This is a genomic window from Paenibacillus nanensis, from assembly GCF_003583765.1.
Lineage (GTDB): Bacteria > Bacillota > Bacilli > Paenibacillales > Paenibacillaceae > Pristimantibacillus > Pristimantibacillus nanensis.
Genome location: NZ_QXQA01000013.1, coordinates 1 through 18487, shown reverse-complemented (window position 1 = coordinate 18487; position 18487 = coordinate 1). Strand labels below are relative to the sequence as shown.

The 18487-nt window shown below is 49.6% G+C and carries 21 protein-coding genes; 16 read left to right on the top strand and 5 right to left on the bottom strand.

Annotated features, from left to right (window positions below):
* The first annotated feature begins 77 nt into the window (after positions 1-77).
* The 3 genes from D3P08_RS18635 to D3P08_RS18625 all read left to right on the top strand — a co-directional run bounded on the left by D3P08_RS18635 (position 78) and on the right by D3P08_RS18625 (position 1963).
* Complete coding sequence (locus D3P08_RS18635; protein ID WP_276311173.1) at positions 78-410, top strand: metal-sensitive transcriptional regulator; 333 nt, start codon at positions 78-80, stop codon at positions 408-410.
* A gap of 15 nt (positions 411-425) precedes the next feature.
* Positions 426-629 (top strand): cation transporter, encoded by a 204-nt coding sequence (locus D3P08_RS18630; protein WP_119601322.1) that lies wholly within the window; start codon positions 426-428, stop codon positions 627-629.
* A gap of 443 nt (positions 630-1072) precedes the next feature.
* Complete coding sequence (locus D3P08_RS18625; RefSeq protein WP_119601320.1) at positions 1073-1963, top strand: DUF421 domain-containing protein; 891 nt, start codon at positions 1073-1075, stop codon at positions 1961-1963.
* A 76-nt stretch (positions 1964-2039) separates the two neighbouring features.
* Here D3P08_RS18625 and D3P08_RS18620 read toward each other — a convergent pair whose 3' ends face one another.
* On the bottom strand, positions 2040-2771 hold the full coding sequence (locus tag D3P08_RS18620) for a hypothetical protein (protein ID WP_119601318.1): 732 nt from the start codon (positions 2769-2771) through the stop codon (positions 2040-2042).
* Positions 2772-3153: 382 nt separating this feature from the next.
* Between D3P08_RS18620 and coxB the strand changes: the two genes are divergently transcribed.
* From coxB to D3P08_RS18560, 12 genes are all read left to right on the top strand, one after another.
* The gene (gene coxB / locus D3P08_RS18615; protein WP_119601316.1) at positions 3154-4209 is read left to right on the top strand and encodes a cytochrome c oxidase subunit II; all 1056 of its coding nucleotides are present in this window, start codon (positions 3154-3156) and stop codon (positions 4207-4209) included.
* A gap of 84 nt (positions 4210-4293) precedes the next feature.
* Positions 4294-6144 carry a cytochrome c oxidase subunit I gene (gene ctaD, locus D3P08_RS18610; RefSeq protein ID WP_119601619.1) on the top strand — a complete coding sequence of 617 codons (1851 nt, stop codon included), beginning with the start codon at positions 4294-4296 and terminating at the stop codon, positions 6142-6144.
* Positions 6141-6758 (top strand): cytochrome (ubi)quinol oxidase subunit III, encoded by a 618-nt coding sequence (locus D3P08_RS18605; protein ID WP_119601314.1) that lies wholly within the window; start codon positions 6141-6143, stop codon positions 6756-6758. The genes ctaD and D3P08_RS18605 overlap by 4 nt, the downstream gene beginning before the upstream one ends.
* Before the next feature lie 3 nt (positions 6759-6761).
* A complete protein-coding gene (locus D3P08_RS18600) occupies positions 6762-7079 on the top strand; it encodes a cytochrome C oxidase subunit IV family protein (RefSeq protein ID WP_119601312.1) in 318 nt (105 codons plus the stop codon).
* An 86-nt stretch (positions 7080-7165) separates the two neighbouring features.
* Complete coding sequence (ctaG, locus tag D3P08_RS18595; RefSeq protein ID WP_119601310.1) at positions 7166-8059, top strand: cytochrome c oxidase assembly factor CtaG; 894 nt, start codon at positions 7166-7168, stop codon at positions 8057-8059.
* Positions 8060-8082: 23 nt separating this feature from the next.
* Entirely contained in the window at positions 8083-8544 is a 462-nt protein-coding gene (locus tag D3P08_RS18590; protein ID WP_119601308.1) for a DUF420 domain-containing protein, read from the top strand.
* Between the two features lie 163 nt (positions 8545-8707).
* Positions 8708-9433 carry a hypothetical protein gene (locus D3P08_RS18585; RefSeq protein ID WP_119601306.1) on the top strand — a complete coding sequence of 242 codons (726 nt, stop codon included), beginning with the start codon at positions 8708-8710 and terminating at the stop codon, positions 9431-9433.
* A 20-nt stretch (positions 9434-9453) separates the two neighbouring features.
* Positions 9454-9858 (top strand): GntR family transcriptional regulator, encoded by a 405-nt coding sequence (locus D3P08_RS18580; RefSeq protein WP_119601304.1) that lies wholly within the window; start codon positions 9454-9456, stop codon positions 9856-9858.
* A complete protein-coding gene (locus D3P08_RS18575) occupies positions 9855-10781 on the top strand; it encodes an ABC transporter ATP-binding protein (protein WP_240647645.1) in 927 nt (308 codons plus the stop codon). The genes D3P08_RS18580 and D3P08_RS18575 overlap by 4 nt, the downstream gene beginning before the upstream one ends.
* Positions 10782-10796: 15 nt before the next feature.
* A complete protein-coding gene (locus D3P08_RS18570) occupies positions 10797-11699 on the top strand; it encodes an ABC transporter ATP-binding protein (RefSeq protein WP_119601302.1) in 903 nt (300 codons plus the stop codon).
* Positions 11692-13002 (top strand): ABC transporter permease, encoded by a 1311-nt coding sequence (locus tag D3P08_RS18565; protein ID WP_119601300.1) that lies wholly within the window; start codon positions 11692-11694, stop codon positions 13000-13002. The genes D3P08_RS18570 and D3P08_RS18565 overlap by 8 nt, the downstream gene beginning before the upstream one ends.
* 71 nt (positions 13003-13073) lie before the next feature.
* Positions 13074-13334, top strand: coding sequence for a hypothetical protein (locus D3P08_RS18560; RefSeq protein WP_119601298.1), 261 nt, complete (start codon positions 13074-13076; stop codon positions 13332-13334).
* 119 nt (positions 13335-13453) lie between these two features.
* On the opposite strand, the gene D3P08_RS18555 is transcribed toward D3P08_RS18560, so the two are convergent.
* Genes D3P08_RS18555 through D3P08_RS18540 form a run of 4 tightly spaced genes read right to left on the bottom strand, consistent with a single transcriptional unit; the run spans position 13454 to position 15552 of the window.
* A complete protein-coding gene (locus tag D3P08_RS18555) occupies positions 13454-13990 on the bottom strand; it encodes a phage tail protein (protein WP_119601296.1) in 537 nt (178 codons plus the stop codon).
* 15 nt (positions 13991-14005) lie between these two features.
* On the bottom strand, positions 14006-14503 hold the full coding sequence (locus tag D3P08_RS18550; protein ID WP_119601294.1) for a phage tail protein: 498 nt from the start codon (positions 14501-14503) through the stop codon (positions 14006-14008).
* A 30-nt stretch (positions 14504-14533) separates the two neighbouring features.
* Positions 14534-15040 (bottom strand): phage tail protein, encoded by a 507-nt coding sequence (locus D3P08_RS18545; RefSeq protein ID WP_119601292.1) that lies wholly within the window; start codon positions 15038-15040, stop codon positions 14534-14536.
* Between the two features lie 38 nt (positions 15041-15078).
* Positions 15079-15552: a GNAT family N-acetyltransferase gene (locus tag D3P08_RS18540; protein WP_119601290.1), complete on the bottom strand. Its 474-nt coding sequence runs from the start codon at positions 15550-15552 to the stop codon at positions 15079-15081.
* A 295-nt stretch (positions 15553-15847) separates the two neighbouring features.
* Between D3P08_RS18540 and D3P08_RS18535 the strand changes: the two genes are divergently transcribed.
* A partial coding sequence (locus tag D3P08_RS18535) for a beta strand repeat-containing protein (RefSeq protein WP_206098979.1) occupies positions 15848-18487 on the top strand: 2640 nt, incomplete at its 3' end.

Genomic DNA, 18487 nt, shown 5'->3' with positions numbered 1-18487 from the left:
CTTTACATACCCTAAGGGGGTATGGTAAGATGCATATAAGCGAAAAATACCCTATGGAGGTATGTGGGATGGATGAAATGAATCAAACAGCTGCCGCAGTGGACGATGCTTGCTGCCATACGCCAGGCGAGGAGAGGAAAAGCCATCATTCCGACAAAATGAAGCAGGGTCTTACCTCCCGGCTTAATCGGATTGAAGGACAAATTCGCGGAATTAAAGGCATGATTGAGAAAGATACCTATTGCGACGATGTGCTGAATCAGATCGCCGCGGCTCAGTCCGCATTAGGGAGCGTCGCTAAGCTCTTGCTCGAGGGCCATTTGAAATCCTGTGTCATTGAGCGTATTCAGGCAGGGGAGAATGAGGTTATTGAAGAGCTGATGGTTACCGTCAATAAATTAATGAAGTGAAAAGGAGAATGGATAATGAAACAAACCGTATTGAAAGTGGAAGGCATGAGCTGCGGACATTGCGTAAGCGCAGTCGAGAAGGCGCTTGATCAAGCGGGAGCGCGCGGGAAAGTAGATTTGGCTAGCAAGAAAGTGGAAATCGAATATGATGAATCGAAGGTGACTTTGGAGGCGTTGAAGGCTGCGATCGAGGATCAAGGCTATGATGTCGTAAACTAAGAACGAGGGGTTTAACCTATAGAAATTGGACAGGGCTGCCGGATTGGCAATGCGTTTGACGCAAACCAATCTGACAGCCCTTATTTATTGTATTTAACCGGTCTGCAGAAACAGCAGAACGTAACATCCCCGCTCAAAACGCAAACTACATGTATGCCAAGCTGTGAAAACTTCTATCCTAAAACAACGAAAGCCCTACCTCTCTTTCGTCCTTGCGGCTCCAATGACCGCGCCAGTGTGAATCAGAATGACGAAATGTAAAACATGTGCCCGGAATTGTCAGTCAAGAAATCAAGATTAGAGGGAAAATTGAATCTAACTGGGGATCTTTATAGGGGTTAAATACTACAATCTCATAACTATATCACATCATTCGCATTATGGCAATAGGCGAATTTATTTCCTCGATATGGACAAGCTAAACCTAGGAACGGAGGGAGAATGTGCCGGAATGGGTGCAGATTAGTATTCGAACACTGGCGGCAATCGTCGTTATGTTTTTAATGACAAAGCTGCTCGGGAAAAGACAAATATCCCAGTTGTCGCTGTTTGAATATGTGACAGGCATTTCAATCGGCAATATAGCGGCTTATATCTCTCTCGATTTAGAAAAGACCTGGTATCTGGGCATCATTTCGCTGTTTGTGTGGGTCAGCTTTTCCGTTGGGATCGAGCTCTTGACGATGAAAAGCAAAACGGCGCGGGATATAATCGACGGCAAAGGAACCGTGCTGATTGAGGACGGCCAATTGTTAAAGGATAAGCTCCGCAAGGAAAGACTAACGCTTGACGAGCTGCTGGAACAGCTGCGGAAGAGAAACGTATTTCGCGTAGCGGACGTGGAGTTCGCGGTCATGGAGTCAAGCGGGGAGCTCAATGTTCAATTAAAAAGGCAGTATCAGCCGATTTCACCGGACATGCTGGGCTGGACGATGAGCAAAAGCGATCCTCCTCGAACGATCATCATGGACGGCGACCTCATTCAGAGCGAGCTTTCGCTTTCTGGGCATGATGAAGAATGGCTAAAGCATGTGCTGAGACGTCATAATTTGAAACAGGCGGACGTCTTATTATGGCAGTTAAACCATGACGGCAGCATGATGATCCACACGATGGACGGCCGGAGTATAACAGGGGAGCATCAGTCTCATTCGAAGGAGAAGGTCAAAAGGCTGACCAGCGGGCTTCGAGAGGAATTCAGGCGCATGGAGTTAATGGCCCGGAACGAGTCTGACCGTAAGATGTATCAGTCGGCCCAATTTCACCTGCAGCAAAGCCTAGACGCTATGGGATTAAAACAAGAAATGGCAATGAATCATCGCGAATCGGAGTAAATGCCGAGGCGGGCTATCCAATTGCCCGCCTCTCTGATGCATTGCATTTGGTGCATATATATAGGAAGCGATTTTTTTAGCGGCGTCTTTGCCAGTCGGTAGGAACATTTTGCGGGCCGCGCTGCGTAATGGGTTCGGGCATGACCGTCCCCCCGTCGAAATGATATTTAACAACGGTATTGAACTGGTCAATCCATGGAGTGAGAGAGCGTCCGCCCCAGGCTTCCTTCGCGAACTCCGTAAAATAGTTTACAAATTCCATATTGGCCGATATGTGCACTTCCTGAACGTTCGGCACATATTCACGGATCACGGAAGCGATTGTCTGTTTCAGCTCATGCGACAGTTCATGATGATCGTTTACGGTGTAATACGAATTGTAAGGCGAGACATGGAGCCTGCCGTCGCTGTACGGACTTCCGTTATCCGCGTTAAAGGTGCCCGAGTTGGTGCCGGTGTTATTCTGCTCATCGGTGCCCGTGTTTCCTTTCGTACCGACGGCGGTCCAATCCAGCGTAATTGCCGCATAAGCGTTCTTGTCCGTCAGCATAACGATTGCCGTTGAAATGCCGTTTAATGAGCTTACTTTATTGGAAAGAACAGAGCTGTATTCGAAAAAGGCATTGTCGTGGTGGTATGGATTGCTCGAGAGCGTGCCGTAAGCTTTGGGTCCGAGCATTTTCGGATCGTCCGCGCTCCGGCTTCCATAGTCGTAATCGCTCTGCCGGACAAGCTGCTTGTAGTTGCATCCGGTCATGAAGCTGATCGCCGCCGCGGAGAGCAGGATAAAGGCCATTCGTCTGATCATAAACAGCAGACCTCCAATTTCATGATAATGTCGTGCTCTTAGTGTTGATTACGGAAGAGGAAATATACGTTTTGCGGGTATACATAATCGACCATGGGTTTGGTGCACAATGAAAGGGAGAACACTCCTGACGGAGCCTCCGAAAAGGGGTTCATTCGACAAGATGCAAGAGCTGAAAAACGGCGATCTTATGCGTTTTTGACAGCTTTGAGAACAATTTGTGAACTCTCTGTGGAACATTGACAAATAGGGTTCCCAACTTTATATTTAATAAAGTGATTTAAGTTACAGGAGTTGTCATAACATCTGTGAAAACACGCAGCAAAGCCGCTTGCCACGTGAAATTAGGCAGCTGCGAAAACGTCAAAAGTGGGGTTGATTAATGATGAATCGGTGGCAATTTATGAAACGGCTTGCGCCGCTAATGGCCTTCATGGTATTAGTGCTGGCCGCTTGCGGACGGGAAGACCTGTCTACGCTGAATCCCCAGGGACCAGTAGCGGAAGAGCAATTCGGGCTGATGAAGACGGCAATAATGATCATGTCGCTCGTAATTGTTGTCGTATTTGCAATTTCTTTGTATGTAATTATTCGTTTCCGCAGACGTTCTGGAGACAAGACGATTCCAAAGCAAGTGGAAGGTAACCATAAGCTGGAGGTTATTTGGACCGTTATTCCGATAATCCTGCTTATTATTCTTGGCGTGCCGACGGTGCAATCGGTATTCAACCTGTCGAAGGATTACAGCAATGATCCTGAAGCCGTTAAAGTAATCGTGACTTCTCATCAGTATTGGTGGGAATTCGAATATCCGGAGCTAGGCATTAAGACAGCCCAAGAGCTGGTTATTCCAACCGGAAAGACGATTGCAGTTGAAGCGAAGACGGCGGACGTGCTTCACTCCTTCTGGATTCCGTCCCTGGCTGGTAAGATCGATACGAATCCAGGCGGCAACACGAACCATATGTACTTCTCGTCGCCGAAAGAAGGCGTATTCTTAGGCAAGTGCGCCGAGTTATGCGGACCTTCGCACGGCTTGATGGACTTTAAAGTAAAAGCGGTTGATCCGGCTTCGTTCGATCGCTGGGCTGCGGCGATTCAAGAGCCTGTAGCGCTTCCAAGCGATCCTGAAGTAGCGGCTGCTTTCGAAAGCAAATGCTTGACTTGCCATGCTGTAGGCGATTTGGGCGGCCCGGCATTCCCGAACTTGACAGGTATCGGCAGCCGTGAGAGCGTAGGCGGCATCTTGGTCAATGTGGAAGCTGATGATAAGAAGTATGCCAATGAAGATACCGTATACAACAACCTCTACAAGTGGATTAAAGATCCGCAAGAAGTGAAGCCAGGCAATATGATGCCAACGGTGGACCTGACAGAAAAAGAGCTTGAAGGTATTGCGCAGTATCTTTCCGAGCTAACGCTTGACTACGAACAATAATACGATCATCAGTGATTGAAGGAGGTACCTACCTTGGCTCATGCACACGCACACGGGCATGCGGTCAAACGTTACAGCGGCATAATGGACTGGCTGACAACGGTTGACCATAAAAAAATCGGTATATTGTATTTGATTGCGGGAGGATTCTTCTTCCTGGTAGGCGGCTTGGAAGCGATACTGATCCGCGTACAGCTCTGGAAGCCGCAAAATGATTTCGTTGGAGCAGATACATATAATGAACTGCTTACGATGCACGGAACAACGATGATCTTCTTGGCAGCGATGCCATTGTTATTTGCCTTAATGAATGCGGTTGTACCGCTTCAGATCGGCGCGCGCGACGTCGCGTTCCCGTTCGTCAACTCTCTTGGCTTCTGGACATTCCTGTTCGGCGGACTGCTGCTCAACGTCAGCTGGATTATCGGCGATGTTCCTGACGCAGGCTGGACATCCTATGCTCCGCTTGCCGGAACGACTTACAGCGACGATCATGGGATGGACTATTATGTGCTAGGTCTCCAGATAGCGGGTATCGGTACTCTAATCGGGGGTATCAACTTCCTCGTTACGATTATCAACATGAGAGCGCCGGGCATGACATTTATGCGTATGCCGCTGTTCACATGGACGGCGTTCATTACGTCTGCTCTTATCCTGTTCGCATTCCCTGCTCTGACAGTCGGACTTGCGGCGCTGATGTTCGACCGGTTGTTCGATGCCAACTTCTTTGATCCTGCGGCTGGCGGTAACGCGGTTCTGTGGGAGCATATCTTCTGGATTTTCGGGCATCCTGAGGTTTATATTCTTATCCTGCCGGCATTCGGCGTTATTTCAGAAGTTATCAGTACGTTCTCGCGGAAGCGCTTGTTCGGTTACAGCTCCATGGTGTTCGCAACCATTCTGATCGGCTTCTTGGGCTTCATGGTTTGGGCGCATCACATGTTCACAGCAGGTCTTGGACCGGTAGCGAACGCGCTGTTCTCCATCGCGACGATGCTTATCGCTGTACCGACAGGTATTAAGATCTTTAACTGGCTCTTCACGATGTGGGGCGGCTCGATTAAATTTACAGCTGCTAACCTGTTCGCGGTTGGTTTCATCCCAACCTTCGTAATGGGCGGCGTAACGGGCGTTATGCTGGCTGCAGCGCCGGCTGACTTCCAATATCACGACTCTTACTTCGTTGTCGCGCATTTCCACTACGTAATCGTAGGCGGCTTGATTTTGGGTATTTTCGCCGGCTTGCATTACTGGTGGCCGAAGATGTTCGGGCGCACGCTTAACGAAGGACTTGGCAAGCTGACGTTCTGGACATTCTTTATCGGCTTCCACCTGACGTTCTTTGTACAGCATTTCCTTGGTCTGATGGGTATGCCGCGCCGTATTTGGCAGTACCTGGACGGCATGGGCTTTAATGAAATGAACATGATTAGTACGATCGGCGCTTTCTTGATGGGCTTTGGTACAATCTTCTTTATTATCAACGTTGTGGTTACGGCAGTTAAACCGAAAAATGCAGCGAACGATCCTTGGGAAGACGGCCGTACGCTGGAGTGGACGATCCCATCTCCGCCGCCGGAATACAACTTTGCCCAAACGCCGCTTGTGCGCGGTTATGACGCTTATTGGAAAGAGAAGATGGACGGCCACAGCGGCATGACGCCAGCAGAACCGATTGGTCCGATTCATATGCCTTCTCCATCGATTCTGCCGTTCTTTATGGGTCTTGGCTTCTTCATTGCAGGCTTCGGCTTTATGTACGCGCCGGATTGGGGACATTTCTTAGGCACGGATCTAACGAACGGCCACGCGCTTGGTATCTTCGGATTGGCGATCGTCTTGATCTGTATGCTTCTCCGTTCCGTAATCGATGATCATGGCTTCCATATCGAAGAGGAAGAAATTTTGAAGGATCTAGGGGGTAAAGCATGAGCGCGCATACGCATGTAGAAGGTGGGTTGCCTCATGAGCCGGAGAAGGCAACCCTTGAGGGACGCAATAAAGTATTAGGCTTCTGGTTGTTCCTTGGCGGCGAGACGGTATTGTTCGGAACGCTGTTCGCGGCGTTCCTGGCCCTCCGCGATCAAGTGCTTGACGGTCCAACACCGGATCATTTGTTTGACTTGAAGCTGGTTGCAGCAGCAACCGCGATCCTGCTGACATCAAGCTTGACGAGCGTATTCGCGATTCAAGCGATGCATCAGCATAAGGTTAAGGCCTTAATCAACTGGTTGATTGTAACAGTCGTTCTTGGCGCATGCTTTTTGGGACTCGAGATTTACGAATTTTACCATTACGTTCATGAAGGACACGGCTTTACGACAAGCGCGTTCAGCTCCTCCTTCTATACGCTGGTCGGCTTCCACGGTGCGCACGTCTTGTTCGGTATCCTGTGGATTACGCTGCTGATTATTCAGCTGGCTCGCAAAGGGTTGACGGTCGTAACGGCACCGAAAACCTATGTAGCCGGTATGTACTGGCACTTTATCGACGTTGTTTGGGTATTCATCTTCACGGTTGTATACCTGATGGGAAAGGTGGTTTAACGAATGGCAAGCAATCATTCCGCCACAGAGCAAAACACCAAGCGTCATAAGGTTGAAGGTCCAAAAAAACACATTGTCGCGTTTATTTTTTCGATCCTGTTGACATTCATCGCATTCGCGACAGTCATAAGCGGCGAGATTAACAAAGACTTTATCTACATCATTTTGGTCGGTACAGCCATTCTGCAAGTATTCGTACAGATGGCATTCTGGATGCATATGAAAGACCGCGGTCACACTTTCGCGCTAATTGGAATACTATCCGGCGTGTTTGTCGTTTTCACCGCTGTCATCATGGCCGAATATTGGGTTTGGTGGTAAAGCTGGCGGAGGAGGGTCCCGGTTCTCGGGTCCCTCTTCTTTCATAGTCATGTCTGAAGTGGAATGCATGAGAAAGGAGCTTCACAATGCTAGACTTGAACAAATATTTCTCCTTTGCTGAGTTGTGGTCGCCTATGTTTTTCTTTGCGATGATCGGGCTTATCATCCTCTATTTCTATATGATTGGACCTTGGAGAGAGAAGCGCCATCCCGAAGCGGAAGCGGCAACAGGGATGCAGAAGACGCTCTTTGTCGGGGGAATTCTTCTCGTTTATTTGTGCCACGGCGGTCCTCTGAATCTTCTAGGACATCTGATGTTCACGTTCCATATGGTGAATATGTCGATCTCGTATTTGATTGTTCCACCGATGATTTTACTGGGGATACCGGCATTTTTATGGCGTGCGGCGTTTTCGGCCGGCTTTTGGAGAAAGCTTCGAATTCTCATGCATCCAATCATGACTCTAGTGTTGTTCAATATGTTATTCTCGATCTATCATGTGCCGATGGTGCATGACTACGTGATGACGAATTTCACCGTGCATCGTCTTTATTATGTCGTTCTGTTTATTACTGCATTCATGATGTGGTGGCAGATCGCATGTCCCGTGCCGGAGTGGAGCAAGCTGACCGACGTGAAAAGAATGGCGTATGTATTTGCCAACGGCGTGTTATTGACGCCTGCCTGCGCGCTCATTATTTTCTCGGACGGCGGCATGTACGCAACGTATAACGATCCAGAGGTTTGGGCGACTGCAATGGGATATTGCATGTCGGGGGATACCAGCTACTTGATCGGTCAGTTCGGCGGACCGGAGTTTTTTAATATGCTGGGCACAGCGGATGACCAGCAGCTTGGCGGGATTGTAATGAAGCTTGTGCAAGAGCTCATGTATGGCATCATATTGGCGTACATCTTCAAGCAATGGTTCAAGCGCGAGCATGCTGATGACGAATTGCCGAATCCAGAGACCGCTTAAATTGAATGCCGGAGAGGATTAACATGGACTTGAACATTATATTGCCGACGATTAGCACCTTCTTTATCGCATTAAGCGCCATTCTGGTTGCGATCGGTTGGAGGCTGGCCATCCAGCGAAAGCTGGAGCAGCATCAGAAGATGATGATAGCAGGCGCAATTGCGGCAATTTTATTTTTTATCATTTACGCGACAAGAACGCTGGTAATCGGCAGCACGCCATATAATGGACCGGACGGCCTAAAGCCTTATTATTTGGCCTTCCTTCTATTCCATATCGTGATGGCCACCGTTGCCGCGGTGTTCGGGATTACGACGATTGTTCTCGGCTTCAGGAAGAAGTTCGCCAAGCATCGGAAGCTTGGAAGAGTAACCTCGGTCATTTGGTTTTGTACAGCCATCACTGGCGTAGCGGTTTATTCGATTCTATATGTTCTATATCCAGCTGCTGACGCCAAACCGTTGTTCGAAGCGATTTTCGGTTAACGATTTGTAAGTTAAGCCGTTCTCTTAGAGAACGGCTTATTTTTTTGCGAAAAAGGAATGGAGAATGTTGACAAGGAATGAAAGTATGCATATACTGTGTATATAGATATATACAGTATATAAACAGACACAGTGAGCACAGCAAATGGGAAGGAGCGTAAGAATGAAGACATGGCAAGGCGCCTGGTTTCTGGCTAAGGAAGAGTTAAGAAGAACGAGATGGAAGCATCTGATCACCATCGTTTTTATTGGATATTTGATTCTGTTCATCGTCCCGATGTTTTCCGATGCGTTAAAAGGGGAGGATGATATCAGGATCGTGTTCTGGTCCGTGGATTTTATTACGGTATCTCTGCTCCCCTGTTTAGGATTAATGTCTAATCAGCAAGGATATTACTGGAAAACAGACACAAATACAAAGAAGCTGGCAAGCTGGCGCGTCATGCCGATTCCCATCAGACAAATTGTTTGGGGAAGGCTGCTGCTGCTACTGTCGAACGCGATACCCGCACTTATCCTATTTTTTATCGCCTTTTATTTTATCGGCCATGCGAATAACCCGAGTATCGAGCCCTACGCCTTTATTCCTTTTGCGATCTTTTGGGCAGGATACGCCGTGGCCGGAAGCGTTATCTTTATTTATTTCGAAACCGGCGTTTCGGGCATTAAGTACTTCTGGTTTTGTACGGCTGTAACAGTCGGTCTGTTAGCGGCTATGGTTGTAACCACCCTCTTGCTTAAAACAAGCTTTGTGTTATCCAGCTACAGATTCATCGAGGATGGCGGATGGTGGCTGGCGTTAATTGGCGTCGCTCTTGCGATAGCGGCTTTTGCGGCCATGCCGCCTTTGATGGAGAAGAAAGTGAGAACAAGAAGTTTTACCAGCTAGATTAGAAGGAAGGTGAGGCGATGCGGCTGCCCATACAGATCAATGAACAAAGCGCAGAGCCGCTTTATCATCAGATCGAGGTACAGCTAAGAGCATTGATTGTCAGCGGGCAACTGGAGGAAGGCACGTTGCTTCCATCTATACGCGAGCTGGCTCAAACCGTAAAATGCAGCGTAATTACCGTAAAACGCGTATACAGCGACCTTGAAAACGAGGGCTTGCTGCGAACGAGGCAAGGAACGGGTACTTACGTCGCGAAGGTCGGCGAGCAGGAGAGGGACCGGCATAGGCTTTCCTCGGTTATCGAAGCGCTGGACCAGGCGGTTACGGCGGGGAAACGGATGCAATGCTCGGAGGAGGAGCTTAAGGAACTGTTCCAGGAAGCGATGGTTAGACATTATAAGCAAGGAGACGGAGCGATATGATGGAGGAGCTGAGGGAGGAAGCGGCTATCCGATTCAATGGCATTGCCAAGAGGAAGCCGAATTTTAAGCTCGGGCCTATAACGCTGGAAATACCGGCAGGCTATATTACGGCTATCGTTGGGCCAAACGGCAGCGGCAAGAGCACATTGTTCAAGATGGCGCTCGATCTAGAGAAGCCGGATGACGGTACGGTCACTGTGCTCGGCCATGCAGTTGGCCGTAGCGATGATGCGCATATGAAGCAGCGCATCGGCTACTTGCCGGAGGAGCCGTCCGAGCATGAGAGCAAGCTTAAGGCGAGTGAAAAGGCGCGGTTCAACAGCTTCTGGTACGAAAGCTGGGATGTGAACCGCTATCAGGAGCTGCTGCTGACGCTGCAGGTCAACGATAATTTGGCGCTCGGCAAGATGTCCAAAGGGATGCGCAGAAAATGCGACTTCGCAATCGCGCTCTCCCACTCGCCGGACTTGCTGCTCCTCGACGAGCCGTCCTCCGGGCTTGACCCGCTCGCCTGGAAGACGATGATCGAGCTTCTTCACCGCTACATGGAGCCTGGAGACCGAACGATTCTGATGACCTCCCATATTGTCGAAGAGGTTAAACGTCTTGCCGACTATATCGTCTTTATGGCGCAGGGGCGAGTGCTCGGCGTCTACGAGAAGGATGAACTGTTCAGCAGCTGGTTTACGTTTTTCGTCAGGGGCGAAGGCCTTGCGGAGCATAAGATTGCGGGCATCCCGGGACAGTGCGGCGTCGATTCGATCGGCGGCAGCACATTCCGAATTACGACCAACCGGGCATTTGATGCCGAGCAGTGGTGCGAAGCGGAGGGGCTTCAAATCGTAAGCCGGCAAGCGCTTGAGTTAGATGAAATAATGAGCACTTTATTATTGCAGGATCAAAGAGGAAAACGAAAATCGTAAGCGAGGGGATATGGCATGAAACCATTGGTAGTGGAGCAAGTCACGAAGCAGTACGCCGACAAAACGGCGGTGAACAACATCAGCTTTGAAGTGAGCGAAGGAGAAATCTACGGTCTGCTAGGTGCGAACGGCGCCGGCAAAACAACCACGATGCGTATGGTATTGGGTCTCATTTATCCGGATGCCGGCAGCATTAACTATCACGGTAAGCCGTACAGCAAAGAGCTGCTTCGCACGCTAGGCTATTTGCCGGAAGAGAGAGGGCTTTACCCGAAGGTTCGCGTCAGCGATCAAATTTTATACCTCTCCCAACTGAGGGGTATGTCCAAAAAGGATGCCGATCAAAACCTGAAATATTGGCTGGAGCGGTTCGAGGTTCCCGAGTACTACAATAAGAGGGTCGAGGAGCTTTCGAAAGGAAACCAGCAAAAAATCCAGTTCATCGCCGCCGTGAATCATAAACCAAGCATCGTCATTTTGGATGAAGCGTTCAGCGGTCTTGATCCGGTAAACGTCGAGCTGCTCAAATCAACGGTCAAGGAGCTGCGCGATTCCGGAACGAGCATCCTCTTCTCGACTCACCGAATGGAGCATGTTGAGGAGCTGTGCCGGAATATCACGATTCTGCATCGTTCGAACACCGTACTTAAAGGCAACATCAAGGAGCTGAAGAAGCAGTTCCCGAGAGAAAGAGTGATTTTGGCTGTCGAGAGCGAAGTGAAGGGCCTGGAGAGCATTTCCGGCGTAACAGGAGTGGTCGTTCACGAATACGGGTATGAGATTGGGATTAAGAACGAAGCGGTAGGCGGAGATATATTGCGTCATGCGATGGCGCAGTCGACGGTTACGAGATTCGAGATTAAGGAACCGACATTGAACGAAATCTTTATAAAAACGGTAGGTGATCGCCATGAATAGTTTCTGGACAGTAGTAGGGTTTACGGCTCGCAACAAATTCAAGGGCAAAGCATTCCTCATTACAACATTAGTCATTGCAATCATTTTGAGTGTCGGGGTTAACCTTCCTTATATTCTTTCGCAGTTCGATAAAGGCGACAAAGTGACGAGCGTCGGGTATATTCAGTCGGCGCGGGAAGAGCTCGCAGCGGGTTCAGCTACAGGCGACAGCCTGAGGACGTATTTCGAGGCGCAAGAGGGCGCGAATATCAAACTTGTGCCGTACGAAGACAAAGGCGATTCCGCGGCTAACGAAGAACAGCTGAAGCAAGCTATTCAAGATAAACAAATAAGCGGTTATTTGGACTTCGGTTCGAATGCAACGGGCAACGGCTTCCCCGAGATGACGTATAAGTCGGAGAAAATGATGGAATTTTCGCTGACGGGCAACCTCCAAACCGCGCTGCAAACGATTCGCACCACAACTGTTCTGCAGGATGCGGGATTAACGGATGAGCAGCTCAGCATGCTGAATGCTCCAATCGAGATCGATTCGGTTCAAATCTCCACGGTGGATGGCGAAACATCAGGCAAGACGCCGGCGGAGCAAGGGGTCAACATGGGCTTGATCTATATCATCATCATCTTCTTGTTCATGGCCATTATGACGTCGGGGCAGCTTATCGCCTCCGAAATTACGGCGGAGAAGAGTTCCCGCGTCATGGAAATTCTCATTACGAGCGTTGCCCCTCTTAAACAAATGTTCGGCAAAATATTCGGTATGTTCATCGTCGTGCTGAGCCAAGTGTCCGTCTATGTGATCGTGCTGCTCGTTAACGCTTCGATGCCGCATAACAAAGGCGCTTTGCTTGACCTGGACATCGACCTGTCCAAAATCGATCCGATGCTGCTCATTTACGCGATTATCTACTTCTTGGCTGGCTTCTTCCTGTTCGCGACACTATACGCGGCAGTCGGTTCGATCGTAAGCCGCACGGAAGATCTCGGCCAAGCGACGATGCCGATGACGATTATTTCGCTGGCCGGCTTCTATATCGCAATCTTCAGCTTGAATACGCCGGACAGCATGCTGGTTAAAGTAACGTCGTTTATTCCGCTGTTCTCGCCGTTCGTGATGCTCCTTCGTCTCGGTCTGACAGGCGTGCCGTTCTGGGAAGTCGCGGTATCGATCGTGCTTCTGCTCGTAGCCATCTACGCTGCGGTCTATGTATCGGCTAAGATCTACCGCACAGGCGTGCTGATGTACGGCAAGCGCCCTAGCTGGAAAGAGATTCGCAAGGCGATGAAGGCTTATAAAATTTAGTTGGTTCCCCTTGATTCATCGGTAAGACCATGATGATTCAAGGGGGTTTTATTTTATGGGGGGGAATGGCGATGAATCGAATCAAATTTATGTACCGACAATTTCTAAGCGAGCCTTTGTGGTTTAAAATCGTTATTTCCGCAATGCTGCTGATTGCGATCGTGTTTAGCAGCTCGTCTTTTAACGGTTATTACCAGGGTGCAGCAAAAATAGCAGCAGCTATATTTTTTATGGCGTATGGGATTAAATTTCGCAGAAGTACTCGAATTGCATTGCTCTTTTTTGCTGTCGCCATGATTTCCGTTTATCTTTCGTGGGAACAATTTAACTAAACGATTCAATGATTCGCAAGCCGAGAGAAAAGAAGACCCTTGATTCATCAGTGTTCCTGAAGGATCAAGGGTTTCCTAATTCATTTATGATGCTGGCCTATAAGAACTTGCTCGGCTTGCTAACCCCGCGATGGGAACTCGCCGCTTAAGCAAATAATAAAGTTCTGTGCGATGTAAGGCTGCATATTGTTATGCGGCTGAGAACCACCTGCTACATTGAGAGCAACAGGAGACATTTGGACGTTAACTGCAGGATCATACAAGTTCTGAGGCGGCGAAAAGTCGTCAAGCGGCGGGTTTTGTGCCCAGACGTTTTGTCCCGGAGTGTTGGCTGTTCCTGAAGCATCGACAGCTTGCGGTATATGGGTATGGCTAGGAATTTGGTTTGTGAGCAGCGTAACAGCGGAGCTCCCAACCTTTTGTCCCATACTGCGCGGCGTAAGTCCGGCGCCGCTGCCTTGATTCATGGTAGCGGAGCCCATCAAATTAGGCAAAGCAAAAGTCGTTTTTCCGTCACCGCCGTATTGTACGCCTAGGATCGAGAACAACGCGGTGTTTTGGGCAATAGACATAAGCTGCCCATTGCAAAGCGCCCAGCCCTTCGGGGCAAAGTTACCCGCAAAAATTCGAATTTCTCCGATATACGCGTCTGCCATGTGAAGACCTCCTTATTAGTTTCTGCTTGGGAAAATTCCCTGAACTGCGATTGCATAATTAAGAACCAAGTATGGCTGCATGTTGTTGTGAGCTTGCCCTCCGCCGGCAATGCCAATCGCACTGCTGCTCATATTCTCGAGCGTTGCTGCCGGATCATAGGCGTTGTCTATGACCGACCAAACGTTGGTTTGGGGCGATGGAGCGCTTGCCGGATTGGACGATCCTGAAACTTGGTGGGTATGCTGCGGGATTTCATTGACGGTAAGGGTGTGCGCCGCTTCTCCCTGGCTTGTTCCAAGCGGAATCGTAGGGCTGACATGAATCGGGACGCGGCCGCGGTAATCGGGTAGCGCGAAGGTCGTTACGCCGTTGCCCCCGTATACATTGCCCAATATGGAATATAAAGCTTGGTTCGTATTGATTTGCAGGATCTGTCCTTCGCAAAACATCCAGCCTCGCGGAGCGTAATTATTGGCAAACAAACGAATTTCACCTATAAACGGTTCAGACATAGAAAGACCTCCTAGTTAGGTAATTGTCGATTAAGGCTGCGGCGGAAATAGCCCGTAGAGAGAAATAATGAAAGATATAACGGTGGTAGGCATCATGTTATCATGCGGCTGATTGCCCCCAACCGGTGATAGCGCCGCGGCGTTCATGCCAACAAGAGTATTACCGGTAGGGTTGGTGTAGTTGGAATAGCTGGTTTGCGCCCATACGGAGTTGCTGGGGCTATCGCCTTGCCCAAATGCTGATATGGCATTAGGCACATGGGTGTGGGGGGCCAGTTGATTTAGCGTAAGCGTTACCGTCTCGGTACCGGCCTTGCTTCCTCGCGGCAGACTGGAGTTAGGATGCACCGCGATTCGCCCTTGCAGATCAGGCAGAGCAAAAGTGGTTTGCCCGTCACCGCCATAGGTCGTGCCGATTAAAGCGAATAATGCCTCGTTCTCCGCAATGCTGAGGAGCTGCCCATTGCAAAGGGCCCAGCCTTGAGGAGCAAAGTTTCCTGCAAACATACGGATTTCGCCCAAATAGGATTCGCTCATCAATGTTCACCTCTTAATTTTTTATATGGGAGAGTCTTCTACTTTGTAGGCAGAGAGCTCCATTCCATCTGGATATGCAGGCCGTTGTAGGCCTTGTGTCGAAACCCTAAGCGCTCGTAAAGGCGCAGCGCTCGGTTGTTCTGCAGGACGCTGAGACGGATCGGAATGGACTCGGCGGTGGCTTCCGCTTGCAATTCTTGTATAAACAATGTACCAAGCCCTCGATTGCGCCAAGCCGGAAGCATAGACAGGTCAACCAACGATAAGCTTGAGCCGCTTCTAGCTACTAGTGCTTGTCCAACCTTCTGTTCGTCATATGCAAGAATAAGATGCTCCGCTCCGGGATACTGATGCGAATAGGAATGCTGTTGAGCGGTCCATTGCAGCTTCAGAAACGGGTGAATCATCGTTTCCTCCCAACCCCAAGACCTTACTTCTTCCCATCGTGTACTAACGTAAAGCTCATAAAGAAATTGAGAGTCAGCTTCTCCGACAGGATACGTATGAATCATTGCATCTCCTTTGAGGCAATTAGGATGAAATTACTAGATTTGTATCTCGCTTCATAGTAGAATCATATCAGATGTTCAACTAGAATTTTTATGCAAACGAGAAAAATAAATCCTATATCTATAATGACATGCCATTCGACTTTTTTCTACTAAATTTGTCGGTTGTTGTGAAAAGAATGCGAGTTTAATTTTGAGAGGGGGCAGCCGCTGAAGTTTATATAGGACTATAGACATGCAATGGCCTTATTGCCCTCTAGTAGGGCAGGAAAGTAGAACTGGTGGAAAGAGGGATCTTATGCGCTTTATTAAGGTTATGCGAGCTGTGCTTGCTTTTGCGGTTCTACTAACATCATTAGGGCTGGGGGCAAGAGTATATACGGCAGAGGCGGCAACGGGCACTTGGAGGAACGTTACGATAACTAACGGTACTACAGACTTTTACAGAACGGATTACGGGAATGATGTTCCCGGGGGACGTTGGGTAATGGTCACGAATGCGGGCGACCCCGTTGTTTCGACGGATGGAGACAACTGGACAAAATCAGAAGGTCAAAATTTCGGATGTCAGGCGAGAAGTATGCGCTTTACGGGGAGCATATGGGTGATGGGATGCACAAGCGGCGATATCTATACGCTAGCCTATGGTGCTGACCCGCTGATAAAGGGGAATTGGGTGAATCGCGGAAAAGCGGTGAATGGCTCTGGCATGACAGGGATTGCTCACGACGGGAACGGAACGATCGTGGTTACAGGCGAGAAACCGAATACCAGTCTGGATGGGGCGATCATGACCTCAAAGGATGGAGGAAACAGCTTTACAGATGTGTCATTTTCCACGAAAACAGCTATTTACGGCGTAACTTACGCAAATGGTAAGTTCTATGCAGTCGGTAAGACATCTTCAACTTCATTTTATATTTATTCTTCTTCGGATGGCCTTAGCTGGGAAGTAGTAACGAACCCTGGCAAAGAACTGAGAGGAATTGCATACGGGAATGAGAAATTTGTAGCTGTAGGTTATAGCGGTTACATCTATGTCTCCGACAATGGTTTAAGCTGGTCGGAAGTCACTTATGCTCCAACTGCAAGCAAGATCTTCACAGCGGTAACGTTTGGAGTCGGTAAGTTTTATGCCGTCGGCACTTCAGAAACGATTATTTCTTCTGCTGATGGAGTGAACTGGGAAACAGAGAACTTGACCAGCTCCTCGACTAATTTCGTGAATGTGGTAGCGGCTAATAATCGCGTATTTGCTTTTGCATCTGGCCTATTCAAGGCAGGGACGGTTGTCCCTCCAGCTCCGATCCCGGTTGCCGACTTTGTTAACACGGCGAAGACGGGGACAACGGCTAGCTTTAGCTGGAGCGCCGCATCGGGAGCGACGGGGATTGTCATCGAACAGTCGCTGAAAGGCGCAAACACGTGGACAACATCGACAACGGGAACGATTGCGACGAATGCGACAAGTGCGACAGTAACGGGCTTGACCCCTGGAACGGAGTATGATTTCCGGCTCGTCGTAACAGATGGCCGAAATGCGGGCAATTCCAACGTAGTAGGCGTGAAGACAGATGCGGTACCAATCAACAATTTTGCAGGTACGGGGAAAACGAGCACGACAGCGAGCTTTAGCTGGAGTGCTGCATTCGGTGCGACGGGAATTATCGTTCAGCAGTCGCCGAAAAATGCCAATACGTGGACCTTATCGTCAACAAGCGGTCCGATTGCGGCGAATGCGACAAGTGCGACAGTAACGGGCTTGACCCCTGGAACGGAGTATGATTTCCGGCTCGTCGTAACGGGAGGCAGCAATGCAGGTAATTCCAACGTAGTCAGCGTGAAGACGAACGCAGCTCCGATCAGTGATTTTGCGACCACAGGGAAGACGAGTACAACAGCAAACTTCAGCTGGAGCGCAACATTAGGTGCGACGGGAATTATCGTTCAGCAGTCCCCGAAAGGTCAGAACACGTGGTCTGCCTCGACAACAGGAACTATTGCGACGAATGCGACAAGCGCAACCGTAACGGGTTTGAGTCCAGGAACGGAATATGAGTTCCGCCTTGTCGTAACGGGCGGCAGCAATGAGGGAAATTCCAACGTAGTAACTGTGAAGACAGATGCGGTACCGGTCAGCGATTTTGCGAGTACAGGGAAGACGAGCACCACGGCTGACTTTAGCTGGAGCGCAGTGACGGGCGCGACAGGAATTGTAGTCGAGCAGACGCTTAAAGGTGCGAACGCTTGGGCAGCCTCGACAACAAGCGATCTGATTGCAACGACTGCGACTACCGCAACCGTAACAGGCTTGAACCCAGGAACGGAATATGAGTTCCGCCTTGTCGTAACGGGCGGCAGCAATGAGGGAAATTCCAACGTAGTCAGCGTGAAAACGGACGTGGTACCGGTCAGCGATTTTGCGAGTACAGGGAAGACGAGCACCACGGCTGACTTTAGCTGGAGCGCAGTGAATGGCGCGACGGGAATAGAAGTCGAGCAGTCGTTAAAAGGCGCGAACGCTTGGGCAGCCTCGACAACAAGCGGTCCGATTGCAACGAATGCGACTACCGCAACCGTCACGGGTCTGAACCCAGGAACGGAATATGAGTTCCGCCTTGTCGTAACGGGCGGCAGCAATGAGGGAAATTCCAACGTAGTAACTGTGAAGACAGATGCGGTACCGGTCAGCGATTTTGCGAGTACAGGGAAGACGAGCACCACGGCTGACTTTAGCTGGAGCGCAGTGACGGGTGCGACGGGAATAGTAGTCGAGCAGTCGTTAAAAGGCGCGAGCACGTGGGAAATAGCGACAACAAGCGGTCCGATTGCAACGAATTCGACTACCGCAACCGTAACAGGCTTGAACCCAGGAACGGAATATGAGTTCCGCCTTGTCGTAACGGGCGGCAGCAATGAGGGAAATTCCAACGTAGTA

Coding starts and splice junctions, on each gene's coding strand:
- D3P08_RS18600 (WP_119601312.1), top strand. CDS start 6,762: ATGGCAAGCAATCATTCCGCCACAGAGCAAAACACCAAGCGTCATAAG.
- D3P08_RS18565 (WP_119601300.1), top strand. CDS start 11,692: ATGAATAGTTTCTGGACAGTAGTAGGGTTTACGGCTCGCAACAAATTC.
- ctaG (WP_119601310.1), top strand. CDS start 7,166: ATGCTAGACTTGAACAAATATTTCTCCTTTGCTGAGTTGTGGTCGCCT.
- coxB (WP_119601316.1), top strand. CDS start 3,154: ATGATGAATCGGTGGCAATTTATGAAACGGCTTGCGCCGCTAATGGCC.
- D3P08_RS18560 (WP_119601298.1), top strand. CDS start 13,074: ATGAATCGAATCAAATTTATGTACCGACAATTTCTAAGCGAGCCTTTG.
- D3P08_RS18620 (WP_119601318.1), bottom strand. CDS start 2,771: ATGATCAGACGAATGGCCTTTATCCTGCTCTCCGCGGCGGCGATCAGC.
- D3P08_RS18605 (WP_119601314.1), top strand. CDS start 6,141: ATGAGCGCGCATACGCATGTAGAAGGTGGGTTGCCTCATGAGCCGGAG.
- D3P08_RS18630 (WP_119601322.1), top strand. CDS start 426: ATGAAACAAACCGTATTGAAAGTGGAAGGCATGAGCTGCGGACATTGC.
- D3P08_RS18540 (WP_119601290.1), bottom strand. CDS start 15,552: ATGATTCATACGTATCCTGTCGGAGAAGCTGACTCTCAATTTCTTTAT.
- ctaD (WP_119601619.1), top strand. CDS start 4,294: ATGGACTGGCTGACAACGGTTGACCATAAAAAAATCGGTATATTGTAT.
- D3P08_RS18635 (WP_276311173.1), top strand. CDS start 78: ATGAATCAAACAGCTGCCGCAGTGGACGATGCTTGCTGCCATACGCCA.
- D3P08_RS18550 (WP_119601294.1), bottom strand. CDS start 14,503: ATGTCTGAACCGTTTATAGGTGAAATTCGTTTGTTTGCCAATAATTAC.
- D3P08_RS18555 (WP_119601296.1), bottom strand. CDS start 13,990: ATGGCAGACGCGTATATCGGAGAAATTCGAATTTTTGCGGGTAACTTT.
- D3P08_RS18545 (WP_119601292.1), bottom strand. CDS start 15,040: ATGAGCGAATCCTATTTGGGCGAAATCCGTATGTTTGCAGGAAACTTT.
- D3P08_RS18580 (WP_119601304.1), top strand. CDS start 9,454: ATGCGGCTGCCCATACAGATCAATGAACAAAGCGCAGAGCCGCTTTAT.
- D3P08_RS18575 (WP_240647645.1), top strand. CDS start 9,855: ATGATGGAGGAGCTGAGGGAGGAAGCGGCTATCCGATTCAATGGCATT.
- D3P08_RS18585 (WP_119601306.1), top strand. CDS start 8,708: ATGAAGACATGGCAAGGCGCCTGGTTTCTGGCTAAGGAAGAGTTAAGA.
- D3P08_RS18570 (WP_119601302.1), top strand. CDS start 10,797: ATGAAACCATTGGTAGTGGAGCAAGTCACGAAGCAGTACGCCGACAAA.
- D3P08_RS18590 (WP_119601308.1), top strand. CDS start 8,083: ATGGACTTGAACATTATATTGCCGACGATTAGCACCTTCTTTATCGCA.